A 15618-nucleotide genomic window follows, 5' to 3' on the forward strand; every position below is an offset into this window, starting at 1 on the left:
GCGCGGCCCCTGAAGACACATCCCCCACATCCACGAGATGTTCATTGGAGAAACCATGAGTCGATTCCAAGTTCGCAAGGTCGCCGTGCTCGGCGCCGGCGTGATGGGCGCGCAGATCGCGGCCCATCTGGTCAATGTGAAGGTGCCGGTCGTGCTGTTCGACCTGCCCGCCAAGGAAGGCCCGAAGAACGGCATCGTCACCAAGGCCGTCGACGGCCTGAAGAAGCTCAAGCCGGCGCCGCTGGGCGTGCCGGAGAACGCCGCGCTGATCCAGCAGGCCAACTACGAGGAGCACCTGGAACTGCTCAAGGACTGCGACCTGATCATCGAGGCCATCGCCGAGCGCATGGACTGGAAGCTGGACCTGTACACGAAGATCGCGCCCTTCGTCGCGCCGCATGCGATCGTCGCGTCCAACACCTCGGGCCTGTCGATCACCAAGCTGTCGGAAGTGCTGCCGGAGTCCATCAAGCCGCGCTTCTGCGGCATCCACTTCTTCAATCCGCCGCGGTACATGTACCTGGTCGAGCTGATCAACACGCCGACCACCAACCCCGAGGTCATCGACCAGCTCGAGAGCTTCGTGACCTCCGCCGTGGGCAAGGGCGTCGTGCGCGCCAACGACACGCCCAACTTCGTCGCCAACCGCGTCGGCATCGCCGGCATGATGGCCACGATGATCGAGGCCGAGAAGTTCGGCCTGTCCGTGGACGTGGTCGACGACCTGACCGGCAAGAAGCTGGGCCGCGCCTCGTCGGGCACCTTCCGCACCGCGGACGTGGTGGGCCTGGACACGATGGCGCACGTCGTCAAGACGATGCAGGACAACCTGAAGGACGACCCCTTCTACTCGACCTACGCCACGCCCAAGGTGCTGGCGGGCCTGATCGAGAAGGGCGCGCTGGGCCAGAAGGCTGGCGCGGGCTTCTACAAGAAGGTCGGCAAGGACATCCAGCGCCTGGACTTCGCCACCGGTGAGTACGTCGCCGGCGGCGGCAAGGCCGACGAGATCGTCGCGCGCATGCTGAAGAAGCCGGCCGCCGACCGCATCAAGCTGCTGAAGGAATCGAGCAACCCGCAGGCGCAGTTCCTGTGGTCCATCCTGCGCGATTCGTTCCAGTACGTGGCCGTGCACCTGGACACCGTCGCCGACACCGCGCGCGAGATCGACTTCGCGATGCGCTGGGGCTTCGGCTCGCAGCAGGGCCCGTTCGAGCTGTGGCAGGCCGCCGGCTGGAAGCAGGTCGCCGAGTGGGTCAAGGCCGACATCGACGCCGGCAAGACGCTGTCCAGCGCGCCGCTGCCCGCCTGGGTCTTCGAAGGCCCGGTCGCCGAGAACGGCGGCGTGCACTCGAAGGACGGCTCGTGGAGCGCCAAGGAAGGCAGGTTCAAGCCGCGTGCCAAGCTGCCGGTCTATGAGCGCCAGGCCTTCCCCGAGTCGCTGGTCGGCGAGGGCGCGGTCGAGCCGCTGAAGGCGGGCACCGAGGAGTTCAAGAACGACGAGGTCCGCGTCTGGTCGCTGGACGGCGAGGTGCTGATCGCCTCGATCCACTGCAAGCTGCACCTGATCAGCCCGACGGTCACCGAGGGCCTGCTCAAGGCGGTCGAGATCGCCGAGGCCAAGTACAAGGGCCTGGTCATCTGGTCGCCGGACGACGTGTTCTCCGCCGGCGCCAACCTGGAAGCGCTGATGCCGGTCTTCATGGCCAAGGGCGCCAAGGGCATCGCGCCGGAAGAGAAGAAGCTGCAGGACATGATGCTGCGCGTGCGCTACGCCAGCGTGCCGGTCGTGGCCGCGATGCGCGGCCTGGCGCTGGGCGGCGGCTGCGAGCTGGCGGTGCATTGCGCCCGCCGCGTCGCGCACATGGAGTCGTACGTGGGCCTGGTGGAAGTGGGCGTCGGCCTGATCCCGGGCGGCGGCGGCCTGACCTACATCGCGCGTCGCGCGGCGGAGATGGCGTCGGCCGGCAACGCCAACGCGGACATCTTCGCGTTCCTGAAGGACGGCTTCACCAACGCCGCGATGGCCAAGGTGGCGACTTCCGCGCTGGAAGCGCAGAAGCTGGGCTACCTGCTGGACAGCGACGTGATCGTCCCCAACAAGGACGAGCTGCTGTTCGTCGCCACGGCGCAGGCCAAGGCGATGGCGGACTCCGGCTACCGCGCCCCGCTGCGTGCCAAGTTCCCGGTGGCGGGCCGCTCGGGCATCGCCACGGTGAAGTCCTCGCTGGCCAACATGCGTGACGGCGGCTTCATCAGCGCGCACGACTTCCACCTGGCCTCGCTGATCGCGGACGTGGTCTGCGGCGGCGAAGTCGAAGCCGGCTCGCTGGTGACCGAGGAATACCTGATGTCGCTGGAGCGCAAGCACTTCTGCTCGCTGCTGGAGCACCCGAAGACCCAGGAGCGGATCATGGGCATGCTGCAGACCGGCAAGCCCGTTCGCAACTGATCCAGCGGCCTAGAAGGAATCAATCATGAGCAAGCAAGTTCAAGACGCCTACATCTGCGCCGCCACCCGTCTGCCGATCGGCAAGTCGGGCCGGGGCTACTTCAAGAACACCCGTCCGGACGAGATGCTGTCCCGCGTGATCCAGGCCGCGATGGCCCAGGTGCCGGGTCTGGACCCGTCGGTCATCGAGGACGCGATCATCGGCTGCTCCTTCCCGGAAGGGGAGCAGGGCATGAACATCGCCCGCGTGGCGGCGGTGCTGTCGGGCCTGCCGAACACGGTCGGCGGCGTGACGGTGAACCGCTACTGCGCGTCGGGCATCACGGCGCTGGCGATGGCGGCGGACCGCATCCGCGTCGGTGAATCCGAAGTGATGATCGCGGGCGGCGTGGAGTCGATGTCGATGGTGCCGATGGGCGGCAACAAGCCGTCGTTCCCGCCGGCGATCTTCGAGCGCGACGAGAACATCGGCCTGGCCTACGGCATGGGCCTGACGGCCGAGAAGGTCGCCGACAAGTGGAAAGTGAGCCGCCAGGCGCAGGACGAGTTCGCGCTCGAATCGCATCGCCGCGCGCTGGCCGCGATCGAGGGCGGCTTCTTCAAGGACGAGATCACGCCGTTCGAGCTCAAGGACCGTCAGCCGGACCTGAATGGCGATGGCGTGATCGTCAAGACCCGCATGGTCGACATCGACGAAGGTCCGCGCAAGGACACGTCGATGGAGGGCCTGGCCAAGTTGAAGCCGGTGTTCGCCGCCAAGGGCAGCGTGACGGCGGGCAACAGCTCGCAGACCTCGGACGGCGCGGGCGCGCTGATCGTGGCGTCGGAAGCGGCGGTCAAGCGCTTCGGCCTGACGCCGCTGGCGCGCTTCGTGTCCTTCGCGGTGCGCGGCGTGCCGCCGGAGATCATGGGCATCGGCCCGATCGAGGCGATCCCGGCCGCGCTGAAGCTGGCCGGCATCAAGGCCGAGGACCTGGGCTGGGTGGAGCTGAACGAGGCGTTCGCGGCGCAGTCGCTGGCGGTGCTGAATGACCTGGACGCGAAGGGCATCGTGCTGGACCGCACCAAGGTGAACCCCAACGGCGGCGCGATCGCCCTGGGCCACCCGCTGGGCGCGACCGGCGCGATCCGCGCGGCGTCGGTGATCCACGGCCTGCGCCGCACCGGCGCGAAGTACGGCATGGTCACGATGTGCGTCGGCGCGGGGCAAGGCGCCGCGGGCATCATCGAGCGCCTGTAAGCGCTGCCGCGGGCGCTGTGTTACCCCCTCGCCCCCGCGAGGGGGAGAGGGAGGGGAGAGGGGGCTCTTGCCCAGCGCTGCTGCCCTTCGAAACGCCCCCTCTCCCCCACCCTCTCCCCCCGTGGGGGCGAGGGAGTTGATAGCGGCGGCAGTACTGAAGCCCTCTCGCATGCCAATCCTGGGAGATTGCGATGATCAGTTTCCGAGCCGACGACGGATTCGAGCTCCAGGGTCATCTCTACGGAGATCCGGCGACTGCCAGGGCGGGCTTGCTGATCGCCCCCGCGATGGGCGTGGAGCAGCGCTACTACGCCGCCTTCGCGCGCTGGATGGCATCGCAGGGCTGGCTGGTGCTGAGCTTCGACTACCGCGGCATGGGAGCCTCCCGTCCCGAGTCGATGAAGCGTTCCCTGCGCGGCCTTGATGCCGACATCCGCACCTGGGCCGAGCGCGACGCCGCCGCGGCGCTGAACCACCTCGCCCGCCTCCTTGCCGACGATCGCGAGATCCACTGGCTCGGCCACAGCCTGGGCGGTCAGATCCTGGGCCTGCTCCCCAACCGCTCGCGCGTTTCCCGCGCCGTGACGGTGGGCTGCGGCAGCGGCTACTGGCGCGAGAACTCGATCGGCCTGCGCCGCTATGTCTGGTGGCTCTGGTACGTGATCGTCCCGCTCGCGCTCCCCCTCTTCGGCTACTTCCCTGGCCGCAAGCTGCGCAAGGTCGGCGATCTTCCTCGCGGCGTGATGGCGCAGTGGCGGCGCTGGTGCCTGGACCGCGAGTACATGATGGGCGAGGGCGGCGACGCGCTGCGCGCCCAGTACGCGGCGCTCCACGTTCCCATGCTGTCGCTGGCCTTCACCGACGACGAGTTCATGTCCCGCCGCAACACCGAGTCGCTGCACGGCTTCTACGCCGGCGCGCGGCCGGAGCTGCGGCGCATCGCCCCGAAGGACATCGGCGAGCGCCGCATCGGCCATTTCGGCTTCTTCCGCGATCGATTCGAGCGCAGCCTGTGGCCGCAGGTGAGCGCGTGGCTGGCATGATCGCGGCCATTCCAAACGGCATCAACGGCCCTACCGAGGAGAGTGCTCCATGAGCATCAAGACCGCCATCGTGAACGGCGTGCAGACCATCGAGATCGCACGCCCCGAGAAGAAGAACGCGCTGACCCGCGCGATGTACCAGGAGATGGCCGACGCGCTGGTCGCGGCCAACGCCGAGAACAGCGTCCGCTCGGTGCTGATCCAGGGGCAGCCGCAGATCTTCACGTCGGGCAACGACATCGAGGACTTCATGGGCAGCCCGCCGCGGGACGAGAACGCACCGGTGTTCCAGTTCATGCGCGCGATGATCGGCTGCGACAAGCCGATCGTGGCCGCGGTGAACGGCGCGGCGATCGGCATCGGCACGACGCTGCTGCTGCATTGCGACTTCGTCTACGTGGCCGATGACGCGCGCCTGGCGATGCCCTTCGTCAGCCTGGGCCTGGTGCCCGAATTCGGTTCCAGCCTGCTGGTGCCCAAGCTGATGGGCCCGCGCCGCGCGGCCGAGAAGATCCTGCTGGGCGACCCGTTCACCGGCGAACAGGCGGTGGAATGCGGCGTCGCGAACGCGGTGCTGCCCGCCGGCGAGGTGGTCGCGCACGCGCGCCGCGTCGCCGAGCGCTTCAACAAGCTGCCGCCGAGCGCCGTGCGCGAGAGCAAGCAGCTGATGCGCCGCGCGACGAAGGAGCAACTGCTGGAGACCATCCAGGCCGAGGCCGAGATCTTCGGCGCGCGTCTGCGCAGCCCCGAGGCGATGGAAGCCTTCCAGGCCTTCTTCCAGAAGCGCCAGCCGGACTTCTCGAAGTTCTGATCGCCATCGCGGCGGGGCGGTCGCGCCAATCGCACCAATCGCGCCGCCCGGCCGGGAGGCCTGCTGTCAATGGCTGCACAGGGTCGTCCGGGTGGTGGTGGCGGTGTGCGTCGTGGTCCGGGAGGGCGTCACGGTGCACGCGATGAAGGGAAAGCTCGCCGTGAGGCTGCAGCTGGCGGGCGCGGTCGTCGTGGTCGTCACGGTGCGGAACTGCAGTTCGGTGGTGCTCGTGCAGGACGGGGAGGATGCCCCCCAGAAGCCGTGCTCGCCATACGAGTAGCTGCGCGCGGCGGTGGTCATGCCGTCTTCCGAGATCCGTTCGAAACACCAATGGTCGCCACCGTGGACCAGGTCCAGTTCGTGGGGTTCAAGCTCGAGCATGGGGACTCCTGAATGGTTGCAGGGCGCAGGCGACAGTGCCTGTGCGATGCAGTGTTCATCCCGGGGCGTCCCGCGACAACGACTGGAACCAGTGTTCCTGCCGCCTGCGCACCAAGGTTCCAGTGGGGCGACCGACTTGAAGTGATGGAAGGCGTCCGACGCGGCGGACGTTGTCGAGGGGAAACGCTCATTCGCGTGATCCAGACGACTTGCTCAAGGCAGCGCCGAGCGTTTCTGCACGGCAACGTGCCATTGGCCTGAGCTCCGTGCCTCGCAATCATGAGGACTCCCCTGTTGATTGGAGCGAGTCCAGATGAGCAAGAAGCGGAATGCAAAGAAGGGCGGTCGCCGCGCGGGATGCAGGCGACCTGAGAAGTCGGCCAGGATGGCGATGAGGTTGCCGGATCCATGCGAGTTCGCCCACAAGCTCGGCACGCTGGGACTGCCGCAGGTCTACGAGAACGTGATCCGGCGCCTCGACGACGTCCCGACCGCGATCCTGCTCGCCCAGCGGGCGGGCATCATCGACGAGTTCGGCAATCTCACGCCGGAGTACCAATGAGCGATGGACAGCTCGTACTCGCCTATCACGGCTGTGATGTCTCCATCAGGGATCGGCTCGTCCGAGGAGCTCTCCGACAACTGGCGCCCTCAGCCAATCGCTACGACTGGTTGGGCGGCGGCGTCTACTTCTTCGAGGGGGATGCAGAACGGGCACTGAGCTTTGCGAAGTCCGCGAGTGCGCAGCCCTTCAGGCATCTCTCCGCCAAGCCCGTTGCGAACCCCTCTGTGGTCGGCGCAGTCCTGTGCATTTCTCATTGGTGGGACATGACGACATTGGAGGGACGTCGAAGCTATCTCAATGCGTTGGGGGATTTGCGGAGCGCGCAGGCCGCGCGGAATCGACCCATGCCCATGAATGAAGCTGCCGCCTTGGATGACGAGACCGTAATGCTTCGACGGTTGGACTGCGCCGTGTTCAACATGGGGCATCTGATTCGCGAGAAGCAGGGGCAGCCCGCCTTCCAGGCCGTGCGGGCTGCTTTCTACCAAGGGCGTCCGGTGACGGACACGTCGGAGTTCCGCACAGGCACGCACCTGCAGCTCGCGCTTCGTGATCCGCGATGCGTGATGGGCTGGTTCCTGCCTCCGGCCCTCGGGTCCGTACTGCTGGATGAGGGAGAACTTGCAAAGGCTGATCGGCTCATGGAAGAGGCGAGGCTATCCCGGCGCTTGCAGAAGCCTCGCGTGAGGGGGCAGCCATGAACATCGACGAGAGAAACAACAACGGGTCCCGCGGGACCCGTTGTCACTCATTCGGCGAGGCCGCTCAGGCGGTCTCGGCCGGGCTGGCCATGCGCACCGGCAGGTCGTCCGGATCGACCGTCTTCCCCGACAGCGCCAGGTCCAGCGCCTCGTGGTCCAGCGCCCGCTCCCACTTCGACACGACGATCGTCGCCACCGCGTTGCCGACGAAGTTCGTCAGCGACCGGCACTCCGACATGAAACGGTCCACGCCCAGGATCAGCGCCATGCCCGCCACCGGCACCTCGGGCACCACCGACAGCGTCGCCGCCAGCGTGATGAAGCCCGCCCCGGTCACGCCCGCCGCGCCCTTGGAGCTCAGCATCGCCACCAGCAACAGCGTGATCTGGTGGCTCAGCGTCAGCTCGGTGTTCGTCGCCTGCGCGATGAACAGCGCCGCCAGCGTCATGTAGATGTTGGTCCCGTCCAGGTTGAACGAGTAGCCCGTCGGCACCACCAGGCCTACCACCGTCTTCTCGCAGCCGGCCTTCTCCATCTTCTCCATCAGCGACGGCAGCGCCGACTCCGACGACGAGGTGCCCAGCACCAGCAGCAGCTCCGCCTTCAGGTAGCGGATCAGCTTGATGACCGAGAACCCGCACAGCCGCGCCACGATCCCCAGGATCACCAGCACGAACAGCAGCGAGGTGACATAGAAGCTGCCCACCAGCATGCCCAGATTGAGCAGCGAGGCCAGTCCGTACTTGCCGATCGTGAACGCCATCGCGCCCAGCGCGCCGATCGGCGCCGCCTTCATCAGGATGTGCACCATCCGGAACACCGGCGCGGTCAGCGCCTCGAAGAAGGTCAGCACCGGCTTGCCGCGCTCGCCCACCAGCGCCAGCGCGACACCGAACAGCACCGCCACGAACAGCGTCTGCAGGATGTTGCCGTCCGCCAGCGCGCCCACCAGCGACTTCGGGATGATCTCCATCAGGAAGCCGACCAGGGTCAGGTCATGCGTCTTCTCCACATAGCGGTGGACCTCCTTCTGGTCCAGGTCCGCGACGTTGACGTTCATGCCGTGGCCCGGCTGCACCACGTTCGCCACCACCAGGCCCACGATCAGCGCCAGCGTCGAGAAGAACAGGAAGTACGCCATCGCCTTGCCGAACACCCGGCCTACGCGGCTCAGCTGCGTCATGCTCGCGATGCCGGTCACGATGGTCAGGAAGATCACCGGCGCGATGATCATCTTCACCAGCTTGATGAAGGCATCGCCCAGCGGCTGCAGCGTCACGGCGAACTTCGGCTCGAAGTGACCCAGCAGGATGCCGATCACGATCGCGATGACGACTTGCAGATACAGGTGGCGATACCACGGCACGGGCAAGGCCGGCGTGGCGGAGGCGGAAGGGGACAGCATGGATTCGGCTCCGGTTGCGGCGGGGCGCAGGGGCCGTCTCGGCATGGCTGCGCGCCCAGGCCGGGCAGTATCCCACCCGAAAAAATGCGGTGTCTGCGGAATCTACGTACAAACCCGAGTGATCAAACCCCTCATCAAGGCTGTTGGCCGAAGACCCGCGATTTGCCCTCGCGATCGATCGCGACATAGGTCAGATTGGCCTCCGTCACCTTGACCACATGCGGATTGGCCGGGTTGCGCTCGGCGAAGACCTCGACGTGCACCGTGATCGAGGTGCGCCCGATGCGCGTGACCTGTGCATAGAAGCTCAGCAGGTCGCCCACCGACACCGGCTGCTTGAAGACGAACTCGTTGACCGCGACCGTCGCGATGCGGCCGCGCGAGATGCGCGCCGGCAGCACCGAGCCCGCCAGGTCGACCTGCGCCATGATCCAGCCGCCGAAGATGTCGCCATTGCCGTTCGCATCGGCCGGCATCGGCATCACGCGCATCACCAGCTCGCGCGGGCCGATGGTCTCTGGCGACAGCAGCGAGGGCACGGTCGCGGCGGCGGGGGCATTGGGGGAGGTGGAGTCGCTCATGATCGGCAAACGGTGACAATGTCCACCATTGTCGTCCAGCACGCGCCGGACCTCGCGACATCCCCCTTTTCGACCACGCTCCATGCGCCGCTCCACGCTCGCCGGCACCGCCGCGCCTCCGCCCGCCGTCCCGGCCTCCGCCGGTGACGCCGCCAGTGCGCCGCCGCGCGGCGACTGGCACACCATCGCCCGGCTGCTGCCCTACTTCTGGCGCTACCGCTGGCGCGTGGGCATCGCGCTCGCCTTCATGGTGGGCGCCAAGCTGGCCAACGTCGGCGTGCCGCTGCTGCTCAAGCGGCTGGTCGACAGCCTCGACCTGCCGGCCGGCAGCCCGCAGGCGCTGATGGCCGTGCCGGCCGGGCTGCTGCTCGCGTACGGGATGCTGCGGCTGTGCACCTCGCTGTTCACCGAGGCCCGCGAGCTCATCTTCGCCAAGGCCACCGAGGGCGCCTCGCGCAGCATCTCGCTGCAGGTCTTCCGCCACCTGCACGACCTCAGCCTGCGCTTCCACCTCGAGCGCCAGACCGGCGGCATGACCCGCGACATCGAGCGCGGCACGCGCGCCGTGCATGCGCTGATCTCGTACTCGCTGTACAGCATCTTCCCGACGCTGGTCGAAGTCGCGCTGGTGCTGAGCCTGCTGGCGGTCAAGTTCGACGTGCTGTTCGCGTGGATCACCGGCGCGGCGCTGGTCTTCTACATCGGCTTCACGATCGTGGTCACCGAGTGGCGCACCAAGTTCCGCCGCCAGCTCAACGAGCTGGACTCGCACGCGCACAGCAAGGCGATCGACTCGCTGCTGAACTACGAGACGGTGAAGTACTTCAACAACGAGGACTTCGAGGCCGCCCGCTACGACCAGAGCCTGGAGCGCCTGCGCCGCGCGCAGCTCAAGGCGCAGACCACGCTGTCGCTGCTCAACGCCGGCCAGCAGCTGATCATCGCCAGCGCGCTGGTGGGCATGCTGTGGCGCGCGACGCAGGGCGTGGTCGCCGGCCGCATGAGCCTGGGCGACCTGGTCATGATCAACGCCTTCATGATCCAGCTCTACATCCCGCTGAACTTCCTCGGCGTGATCTACCGCGAGATCAAGCAGAGCCTCACCGACCTGGACAAGATGTTCAGCCTGCTCGCGCGCGAGCGCGAGATCGCCGACGCGCCCGGCGCCCAGCCGCTGCGCGTGCACGGCGGCGCGGTGCGCTTTCACGACGTGCACTTCGCCTACGAGCCGCAGCGGCCCATCCTCAAGGGCGTGAGCCTGGAGATCCCGGCCGGGAAGAAGGTCGCCGTGGTCGGGCCGAGCGGCTCGGGCAAGAGCACGCTGGCGCGGCTGCTCTACCGCTTCTACGACGCGCAGTCCGGCCGCATCGAGATCGACGGCCAGCCGCTGGCCGGGGTCACCCAGCACAGCGTGCGCCGCGCCATCGGCATCGTCCCGCAGGACACGGTGCTGTTCAACGACACCATCGCCTACAACATCGCCTATGGCCGGCCCGAGGCCTCGATCGAGGAGATCGAGGCCGCCGCGAGATCCGCCCACATCCACGACTTCATCAGCGCCCTGCCGCAGGGTTACCAGACCACGGTCGGCGAGCGCGGCCTGAAGCTGTCCGGCGGCGAGAAGCAGCGCGTGGCGATCGCGCGCACGCTGCTGAAGAACCCGCCGATCCTGATCTTCGACGAGGCCACGTCCGCGCTGGACTCGCGCAACGAGCGCGCCATCCAGGCCGAGCTCGAGGCCGCGGCGCAGGACAAGACCGTGCTGGTCATCGCGCACCGGCTGTCCACCATCGTCGACGCGCACGAGATCCTGGTGATGGAGCAGGGCCTCATCGTCGAGCGCGGCACGCATGCGGCGCTGCTCGCGTTGCGCGGCCGGTACGCGCAGATGTGGGCGCTGCAGCAGGATGGGCGGGAGGGCTAAACTCCCGCGCCGTGGAAACCAAATGGCTTGAAGACTTCGTGAGCCTGGCGGAGACGCGCAGCTTCTCCCGCTCGGCTCAATTGCGGCACGTCACGCAGCCGGCGTTCTCGCGCCGCATCCAGGCGCTGGAGGCCTGGGCCGGGGTCGATCTGGTCGACCGCTCGTCCTATCCGACGCGACTGACCGCCGCCGGCGAGACGCTGCTGGGCCAGGCCGTCGACCTGCTGGGCAACCTGCAGGCCACGCGCAACATGCTGCGCAGCCACCAGTCGGCGGGGCAGGACATGATCGAGTTCGCCGTGCCGCACTCGCTGTCCTTCAGCTTCTTCCCGCACTGGCTGATGGAGCTGCGCCAGCGCTTCGGCGAGGTGAAGTGCCGGCTCAACGCGCTCAACGTCCACGACGCGACGCTGCAGCTCAGCGAAGGCAACTGCGACCTGCTGGTCGTCTACCACCACCCCAGCCAGCCGCTGCAGCTCGACCCGGAACGCTACGAATCGGTCTCGCTCGGCCACGAAACGCTGGCCGCCTATGCGAAAGCCGACACAGGCGGCGGGCCGATGTTCCGGATTTCCGGACACCCGGGCCAGAAGATCCCCTTCCTCAGTTACGCCTCGGGCGCCTACCTCGGACGGTTGGTGGAACTGATCGTCAAGGACGCGGCGCAGCCGCTGAACCTCGAATCGGTCTTCGAGACCGACATGGCGGAGAGCCTCAAGGCCATGGCGATCGAGGGCCATGGCCTGGCCTTCCTGCCGGCCAGCTCGGTGAAGAAGGAAGTCAAGGCGCGCCGCCTGGTGCGGGCCGCCGAGCCCGGCCAGTACGAACTGAACATGGAACTGCGGATGTATCGCGAGCGCCAGGGTTCGGCCAGGCGGGTCAAGCCCGTCGCGCAGGCGCTGTGGAACTTCCTCACCGACGCGGGCGGTGGGCAGGCATGAAACCTGCATATGTAAGCCACGTGACATGTCGAGATGCGTGATACTCCCTACCCAGCGAAGTGGCCGCTCATGGTCTGCTTCGCCGGGCTGGAGGGCTTGGTGTTCGAACTCCGTTGGAATGCCGTGCCGATCCCGTTTCCGTATCCGCTTTTGAATCCGAACAAGCAGGAGCAACTATGAAGAAGGCATTGCTAGTCCTGGCCCTTGGCGCGGCGTTGGTGGGCGTGGCCCAGGCCGACACGCTGAAGAAGATCAAGGACACAGGCAGCGTGACCATGGGCGTGCGCGAGTCCTCGGGCGCGCTGTCGTACACGCTCGGCGACGGCAAGTACGTGGGTTACCACGTCGAGATCTGCCAGCGCGTGCTGGCCGACGTGCAGAAGCAGCTGGGCCTGGCCAAGCTGGACATCAAGTACCTGCCGGTGACCTCGCAGAACCGCGTGCCGCTGGTGCAGAACGGCACCGTGGACATCGAGTGCGGCTCCACCACCAACAACATGACCCGCGCCAAGGACGTGGCTTTCGCCGTCACGACCTACGTCGAGGAAGTGCGCATCGCCGTGAAGGCCAATTCGGGCATCACCTCGATCGCGCAGCTCAACGGCAAGACCGTGGCGACGACCACCGGCACGACCTCCGTGCAGCTGCTGCGCAAGCATGAGCGCGCCAACGGCGTGGACTTCAAGGAAGTGCTGGGCAAGGACCACGCCGACAGCTTCCTGCTGCTGGAGTCGGGCCGCGCCGACGCCTTCGTGATGGACGGCCAGATCCTGGCCGGCAACATCGCCAAGTCGCGCAACCCGTCGGACTTCAAGATCGTTGGCGAAGTGCTGTCGGTCGAGCCGATCGCGATCATGATCCGCAAGGACGATCCGGCCTTCAAGAAGGCGGTGGACGACAGCATCATCAAGATGATGAAGTCCGGCGACACCGCCAAGCTGTACGACAAGTGGTTCATGCAGCCGATCCCGCCGACCAACACGAAGGTGGGCCTGCCGGCCACGGAAGCGACCAAGAACGCCTGGGCGCATCCGAACGACAAGCCGGTCGAGGAATACGCGAAGAAGTGATCGCGAGGACCTGAGCGCAAGGCGCCCCGCGGGGCGCCTTGTCGCAAGCGCCGCTTGATCGCGCGAAGCCTCCATTCGCGGAGGCATCGCGCACCGGGGCCGCTGCACGTGAGGCGGCCCTTTGCATTGATGGATGGAGCCCGCCATGGCGAGTTGGGATTGGCAGCTGTACTGCACAGACATGGTGACCGAGGAGGTCGCGCCGAAGTGTTTCGGCGCCCCCGGTTATGAGACTTACCTGGACGCGATGGTCCACGCCTGGGGCTGGACGATGACCGTCTCGGTGCTGGGCCTGCTGGTGGCGCTGGTCGCCGGCTCGCTGATCGGCGTGCTGCGGACCGTGCCGGACCGGCGCGTGGCGATGTTCGGCGAGGCCTGGACGGAGTTCTTCCGCAACATCCCGCTGATCGTCCAGCTCTTCCTCTGGTACCACGTGATCCCGCGCCTGTTCCCGGTGCTGGGCGGCGTGCCGCCGGCGGTGCTGGTGGTGATCGCCATCGGCCTGTTCACTTCGGCGCGGATCGCCGAGCAGGTCAAGGCCGGCATCCTGACGCTGCCCAAGGGCCAGCGCTACGCGGGCCAGGCGCTGGGCCTGACGCTGCCGCAGACCTACCGGCACGTGCTGCTGCCGATGGCCTTCCGCATCGTCATCCCGCCGCTGACCAGCGAGAGCATGAACATCGTCAAGAACTCGGCGGTGGCCTTCGCGGTGAGCATCCCGGACCTGGCGCAGTTCGCGCAGCAGGCGTCGGAGCAGTCCAGCTTCGTGCAGATCTTCCTGCCGGTGACGCTGCTGTATTTCATCTCGGCGTACGCGATCAACCGCGTCGCCAAGCTGATCGAGATCTGGGTGCGCGTGCCCGGCATCCTGGGGGCCAAGTGACATGATGCAGCTCGATTTCTCGTTCCTGACCTGGGACGTGCTCTCGGCCTTCGTGGCCAAGGGCCTGTGGTTCTCGATCCAGCTGACGGTCTCGGCGATGCTCGGCGGCATCGTGCTGGGCACGGTGCTGGCGCTGATGCGCCTGTCGGGCAAGTGGTGGCTGGAGCGGCCGGCGGCGATCTACGTCGACACGCTGCGCTCGATCCCGCTGGTGATGGTGATCCTGTGGTTCTTCCTGCTGATCCCCTACGTGATGGGCCCGCTGGGCGCGGAGAAGACGGCGCTGATCACCTTCACGCTGTTCGAGGCGACCTACTACTCGGAGATCATGCGCGCGGGCATCCAGTCGGTGTCCAAGGGCCAGGTCTTCGCGGGCCAGGCGCTGGGCATGAGCTACCGCCAGACCATGGGCCTGGTGGTGCTGCCGCAAGCCTTCCGCAACATGCTGCCGGTGCTGCTGACGCAGACCATCGTGCTGTTCCAGGACACCTCGCTGGTCTACGCGATCGGCGCCTACGACCTGCTCAAGGGCTTCGAGGTCGCGGGCAAGAACTTCAACCGGCCGATGGAGACCTACCTGGTCGCGGCCGCCATCTACTTCGTCATCTGCTTCTCGCTGTCCATGCTGGTGCGCCGGCTGCAGAAGAAGATCGCCATCATTCGCTGAGGGGTTGCAAGCCATGATCGACATCAAGAACGTTTCCAAGTGGTACGGCCCCTTCCAGGTCCTGACCGACTGCAGCACGACCATCCAGAAGGGCGAGGTCGTGGTGGTGTGCGGGCCGTCGGGCTCGGGCAAGTCGACGCTGATCAAGACGGTCAACGCGCTGGAGCCGATCCAGGCGGGCGACATCGTCGTGGACGGCACCTCGCTGACCGATCCCAAGACCAACCTGCCCAAGCTGCGCTCGCGCGTGGGCATGGTGTTCCAGCATTTCGAGCTGTTCCCGCACCTGTCGGTGACGGAGAACCTGACGCTGGCGCAGGTCAAGGTGCTGGGCCGCAACATGGCCGACGCCAAGACCCGCGGCCTGAAGATGCTGGAACGCGTGGGCCTGATGGCGCACAAGGACAAGTTCCCGGGCCAGCTCTCGGGCGGCCAGCAGCAGCGCGTGGCGATCGCGCGGGCGCTGTCGATGGACCCGATCGTGATGCTGTTCGACGAGCCGACTTCGGCGCTGGACCCGGAGATGGTCGGCGAGGTGCTGGACGTGATGGTCCAGCTGGCCAACGAGGGCATGACCATGATGTGCGTGACGCACGAGATGGGTTTCGCCAAGAAGGTCAGCAACCGCGTGATCTTCATGGACGCGGGCAAGATCATCGAGGACTGCGCCAAGGATGACTTCTTCGGCAAGCCCGAGGAGCGCTCGCCGCGCGCCAAGGACTTCCTGGCGAAGATCCTGCAGCACTGATCGCGGACGCCCTTGGGCGTCCCGCCGCGAGGCCGAGGGCCCGCTCCGCGAGGAGCGGGCCTTTTCCATTCCGGGGCGGTCCACGAGTTCCCGCGCGGTTGTCACTCGTCCACGGCATCGATGGCCAAAAGACTCCTGGTCGAGGTCAGTGACGGCCGATGGGCCGCTGCGAACAATCGGTGTCATCGCGATTCGGCCTTGTGCGG

Annotated in this window: 15 protein-coding genes; 12 read left to right on the forward strand and 3 right to left on the reverse strand. The window is 67.0% G+C overall.

All coding sequences use genetic code 11. The features are described from left to right. Positions 1–55: 55 nt before the first annotated feature. The 4 genes from ACEN96_RS07390 (at position 56) to ACEN96_RS07405 (ending at position 5546) form a co-directional block, all read left to right on the forward strand. Positions 56–2452 (forward strand): 3-hydroxyacyl-CoA dehydrogenase/enoyl-CoA hydratase family protein, encoded by a 2397-nt coding sequence (locus tag ACEN96_RS07390; RefSeq protein ID WP_495587391.1) that lies wholly within the window; start codon positions 56–58, stop codon positions 2450–2452. 25 nt (positions 2453–2477) lie between these two features. Further along, positions 2478–3692, forward strand: coding sequence for an acetyl-CoA C-acyltransferase (locus ACEN96_RS07395; RefSeq protein ID WP_495587392.1), 1215 nt, complete (start codon positions 2478–2480; stop codon positions 3690–3692). Positions 3693–3883: 191 nt separating this feature from the next. Then, a complete protein-coding gene (locus ACEN96_RS07400; RefSeq protein ID WP_495587393.1) occupies positions 3884–4735 on the forward strand; it encodes an alpha/beta hydrolase family protein in 852 nt (283 codons plus the stop codon). 49 nt (positions 4736–4784) lie between these two features. Then, positions 4785–5546 (forward strand): enoyl-CoA hydratase, encoded by a 762-nt coding sequence (locus ACEN96_RS07405; RefSeq protein ID WP_495587394.1) that lies wholly within the window; start codon positions 4785–4787, stop codon positions 5544–5546. A gap of 66 nt (positions 5547–5612) precedes the next feature. On the opposite strand, the gene ACEN96_RS07410 is transcribed toward ACEN96_RS07405, so the two are convergent. Continuing rightward, entirely contained in the window at positions 5613–5927 is a 315-nt protein-coding gene (locus tag ACEN96_RS07410) for a hypothetical protein (protein ID WP_495587395.1), read from the reverse strand. Between the two features lie 391 nt (positions 5928–6318). Here ACEN96_RS07410 and ACEN96_RS07415 point away from each other — a divergent pair, with 391 nt between their 5' ends. After that, on the forward strand, positions 6319–6489 hold the full coding sequence (locus ACEN96_RS07415) for a hypothetical protein (RefSeq protein ID WP_495587396.1): 171 nt from the start codon (positions 6319–6321) through the stop codon (positions 6487–6489). Beyond that, entirely contained in the window at positions 6486–7193 is a 708-nt protein-coding gene (locus tag ACEN96_RS07420) for a hypothetical protein (RefSeq protein WP_495587397.1), read from the forward strand. The genes ACEN96_RS07415 and ACEN96_RS07420 overlap by 4 nt, the downstream gene beginning before the upstream one ends. A 64-nt stretch (positions 7194–7257) precedes the next feature. Here the strand turns inward: ACEN96_RS07420 and ACEN96_RS07425 are convergent, their stop codons facing one another. Both ACEN96_RS07425 and ACEN96_RS07430 read right to left on the reverse strand, forming a co-directional pair. Beyond that, complete coding sequence (locus ACEN96_RS07425; protein ID WP_495587398.1) at positions 7258–8598, reverse strand: dicarboxylate/amino acid:cation symporter; 1341 nt, start codon at positions 8596–8598, stop codon at positions 7258–7260. 134 nt (positions 8599–8732) lie between these two features. Then, positions 8733–9179: an acyl-CoA thioesterase gene (locus tag ACEN96_RS07430; protein WP_495587399.1), complete on the reverse strand. Its 447-nt coding sequence runs from the start codon at positions 9177–9179 to the stop codon at positions 8733–8735. 82 nt (positions 9180–9261) lie between these two features. Between ACEN96_RS07430 and ACEN96_RS07435 the strand changes: the two genes are divergently transcribed. From ACEN96_RS07435 to ACEN96_RS07460, 6 genes are all read left to right on the forward strand, one after another. Continuing rightward, a complete protein-coding gene (locus ACEN96_RS07435) occupies positions 9262–11103 on the forward strand; it encodes an ABCB family ABC transporter ATP-binding protein/permease (protein WP_495587400.1) in 1842 nt (613 codons plus the stop codon). A gap of 11 nt (positions 11104–11114) precedes the next feature. Continuing rightward, positions 11115–12044, forward strand: coding sequence for a LysR substrate-binding domain-containing protein (locus tag ACEN96_RS07440; protein ID WP_495587401.1), 930 nt, complete (start codon positions 11115–11117; stop codon positions 12042–12044). A 176-nt stretch (positions 12045–12220) separates the two neighbouring features. Further along, on the forward strand, positions 12221–13114 hold the full coding sequence (locus ACEN96_RS07445) for an amino acid ABC transporter substrate-binding protein (protein ID WP_495587402.1): 894 nt from the start codon (positions 12221–12223) through the stop codon (positions 13112–13114). 145 nt (positions 13115–13259) lie between these two features. Continuing rightward, complete coding sequence (locus ACEN96_RS07450; protein ID WP_495587403.1) at positions 13260–13997, forward strand: amino acid ABC transporter permease; 738 nt, start codon at positions 13260–13262, stop codon at positions 13995–13997. 4 nt (positions 13998–14001) lie between these two features. Beyond that, positions 14002–14664, forward strand: a complete 663-nt coding sequence (locus tag ACEN96_RS07455; protein ID WP_495588569.1) for an amino acid ABC transporter permease — start codon at positions 14002–14004, stop codon at positions 14662–14664. Positions 14665–14677: 13 nt separating this feature from the next. Continuing rightward, positions 14678–15412: an amino acid ABC transporter ATP-binding protein gene (locus ACEN96_RS07460; protein ID WP_495587404.1), complete on the forward strand. Its 735-nt coding sequence runs from the start codon at positions 14678–14680 to the stop codon at positions 15410–15412. The last annotated feature ends 206 nt before the right edge of the window (positions 15413–15618 follow it).

It is taken from the genome of Roseateles sp. Mitsp63 (assembly GCF_059491535.1).

Excerpts from the sequence above, each read along its gene's own strand:
- ACEN96_RS07390 (WP_495587391.1), top strand. The coding sequence starts at position 56 with ATGAGTCGATTCCAAGTTCGCAAGGTCGCCGTGCTCGGCGCCGGCGTG.
- ACEN96_RS07395 (WP_495587392.1), top strand. The coding sequence starts at position 2,478 with ATGAGCAAGCAAGTTCAAGACGCCTACATCTGCGCCGCCACCCGTCTG.
- ACEN96_RS07400 (WP_495587393.1), top strand. The coding sequence starts at position 3,884 with ATGATCAGTTTCCGAGCCGACGACGGATTCGAGCTCCAGGGTCATCTC.
- ACEN96_RS07405 (WP_495587394.1), top strand. The coding sequence starts at position 4,785 with ATGAGCATCAAGACCGCCATCGTGAACGGCGTGCAGACCATCGAGATC.
- ACEN96_RS07410 (WP_495587395.1), bottom strand. The coding sequence starts at position 5,927 with ATGCTCGAGCTTGAACCCCACGAACTGGACCTGGTCCACGGTGGCGAC.
- ACEN96_RS07415 (WP_495587396.1), top strand. The coding sequence starts at position 6,319 with ATGAGGTTGCCGGATCCATGCGAGTTCGCCCACAAGCTCGGCACGCTG.
- ACEN96_RS07420 (WP_495587397.1), top strand. The coding sequence starts at position 6,486 with ATGAGCGATGGACAGCTCGTACTCGCCTATCACGGCTGTGATGTCTCC.
- ACEN96_RS07425 (WP_495587398.1), bottom strand. The coding sequence starts at position 8,598 with ATGCTGTCCCCTTCCGCCTCCGCCACGCCGGCCTTGCCCGTGCCGTGG.
- ACEN96_RS07430 (WP_495587399.1), bottom strand. The coding sequence starts at position 9,179 with ATGAGCGACTCCACCTCCCCCAATGCCCCCGCCGCCGCGACCGTGCCC.
- ACEN96_RS07435 (WP_495587400.1), top strand. The coding sequence starts at position 9,262 with ATGCGCCGCTCCACGCTCGCCGGCACCGCCGCGCCTCCGCCCGCCGTC.
- ACEN96_RS07445 (WP_495587402.1), top strand. The coding sequence starts at position 12,221 with ATGAAGAAGGCATTGCTAGTCCTGGCCCTTGGCGCGGCGTTGGTGGGC.
- ACEN96_RS07450 (WP_495587403.1), top strand. The coding sequence starts at position 13,260 with ATGGCGAGTTGGGATTGGCAGCTGTACTGCACAGACATGGTGACCGAG.
- ACEN96_RS07455 (WP_495588569.1), top strand. The coding sequence starts at position 14,002 with ATGCAGCTCGATTTCTCGTTCCTGACCTGGGACGTGCTCTCGGCCTTC.
- ACEN96_RS07460 (WP_495587404.1), top strand. The coding sequence starts at position 14,678 with ATGATCGACATCAAGAACGTTTCCAAGTGGTACGGCCCCTTCCAGGTC.